This window comes from Stieleria sp. (assembly GCF_041595215.1).
Classification (GTDB): domain Bacteria; phylum Planctomycetota; class Planctomycetia; order Pirellulales; family Pirellulaceae; genus Stieleria; species Stieleria magnilauensis.
In genome coordinates this window covers 1-2,183 of the sequence record NZ_JBFHKV010001276.1, presented here as the reverse complement: position 1 = coordinate 2,183, position 2,183 = coordinate 1, and the positions used below count along the sequence as shown (strand labels likewise).

General features: G+C 63.1%; 2 protein-coding genes. Both read left to right on the top strand.

The window, feature by feature from the left end:
* Positions 1–841 (top strand): riboflavin biosynthesis protein RibF (ribF, locus tag ABX749_RS30510; protein WP_372899357.1); only part of this gene is annotated, 841 nt, incomplete at its 5' end.
* Positions 842–856: 15 nt separating this feature from the next.
* Entirely contained in the window at positions 857–1,846 is a 990-nt protein-coding gene (locus ABX749_RS30505) for a bifunctional oligoribonuclease/PAP phosphatase NrnA (protein ID WP_372899356.1), read from the top strand.
* The last annotated feature ends 337 nt before the right edge of the window (positions 1,847–2,183 follow it).

Below are 2,183 nucleotides of genomic sequence, written 5' to 3'. Positions count from 1 at the left end.
CCACGCCAGCTTACTGGGGCAGACCCGGCAACTGGCCGATCGACTCGGCGGCCCCGCGATCGCCTGCCTGTTTGATCCCCATCCGATCGCGATCCTGCGTCCCGAATTGGCTCCCAAGCGGTTGACTTCGGTCGAAGAACGGGCGCGTCGGATGACGAGGCTCGGCATCGACTATCTGGTCGTTTGCCAGACCTCACCGGACCTGCTGAACCTCTCGCCCGAACGGTTCGTTGGCGCCCTGGTCCGGGACAATTTGAAGTGCCGCGGCGTGGTCGAAGGCGAAAACTTTTGTTTCGGAAAAGACCGCCGCGGCGACGTCGAGGTGCTGCGAACATTGTGTCACGATCAAGGCATCGAATTCCGCGTCGCCGAGATGGAATCGGCCGACGGCGCGATGATCAGCAGCACACGGATCCGCGACCTGTTGGCCGAAGGGAACGTCCGCGAGGCGGCTGCGATGATGGACACGCCACATCTGCTCTGCGGCGTCGTCGCCCAGGGCGATCGGCGGGGCCGCACCCTCGGTTTCCCGACCGCCAACCTGGAACAGATCGACGTGGTCATCCCCGCCGGCGGCGTCTATGCCGGGTTCGCCTCGGTCGGAACCACCCGCCACCCGGCCGCAATCCACATCGGCGAAAGCCCGACGTTTCAATCGGGTGATCCGACGAAGGTGGAAGTCCACTTGATCGGTTTCAGCGGCGACCTCTACGGGCAAACCGTCTCCGTCGAGTTGATCGATCGTGTCCGAGGCGTTGTTCGTTTTGATTCCGTCAAAGCGATCGCCGACCAACTGCGAAAAGACATTCAATCCGCCCAGCAACTGCTGGCACTCCCCTAACGCGACCGATCCCCGATGAGCGTCAACTGGAAACGATTTGTCGACCAAATCAGCCACTACCAATCCTTTGTCCTGGTCAGCCACGTGCGGCCGGACTGCGACGCCCTGGGCAGCGAACTGGGCATGGCGCATGTCCTTCGCCAGATCGGCAAAGACGTCCGCATCATCAACGCCCACCGCGTCCCACCGTCGCTGCAATTCCTCGACCCCGCCGGCAACATCGAAATCCTCGATGACGACGTCGAGCCCGAAGACATCTCGGCCGATTGCATCATGATCCTGGACACCAGCGCGTGGGTTCAACTGGGCGACATGGCCGACGTCGTGCGAGCCGCGTCGTGCGACAAGATGGTGCTCGATCACCACGTCGGTGAAGACGACCTGGGCGCGACGATGTACAAGGATTACCAGGCCGAGGCGTGCGGAACCCTGGTCGTGCAAGCGGCCGATGCGTTGGGCGTCCCGATCACCCGTCAAATGGCCCAGCCACTGTTTGCCGCGATCGCCACCGACACCGGCTGGTTCCGTTTCGGTAGCGTGACCGCGGAAACCTACCGCGTCATCGCGCGGCTGGTGGACGCCGGTGTGGTCCCGGCCGAAGTCTACAGCGACCTGTACGAACGCGACACGCTGGCGCGACTGAAATTACGCGGCCTGATCCTCTCGCGCACCCAAAGCGAACTCGACGGCGCGCTGATGCACACCTACGTCGAAACCAGAGACTTTGAAGCGGTCGGGGCGTTGCCAAGTGATACCGAAGATTCGATCAATCTGACCCTGGCGGTTGCCAACACCAAGGCGGCGGTGATCTTCGTCGGCCAACGACGCGGCGGTTTCAAAATTTCGTTCCGCAGCCGCTGCGATCTTGCCGTCAACGAAATCGCCGAACAGTTCGGCGGCGGCGGGCACAAAGCGGCCGCCGGTGCGTTCCAAGAAGGCACACTCAGCGACGTCCAAGCCCGAGTCCTGCCGGTGATGATCGAGGCACTCAAGGAAGTGCTTTAGGGAGTGGGATAGGCTTGCAGCGACACCGCAGAGCGGTGCCACAACACAGCCCGGGGTCGCGAAGCGCACCCCGGGTGGTGGCCCAGAGGGAGAGGAACCCCAACGGGGTTCAACAAACGACGCAGCGCGATCGGACGGCGGCATCAGCGGCGTGAATCGGGCGAACCGTGTTGTTCTGTTCAACCCCGTTGGGGTTGGCGGCCTGATGGTGACCGGATCTTGGGGTGCGCGGGCGCGACCCCAAGCTTTGATGTGGCAAGCCGCTGGCGTGAAACCTCAACGGAAAAGGCCCGGACGCTGGCGCGAACCGGCTGATGTCAAACGATCATCAGCCGTT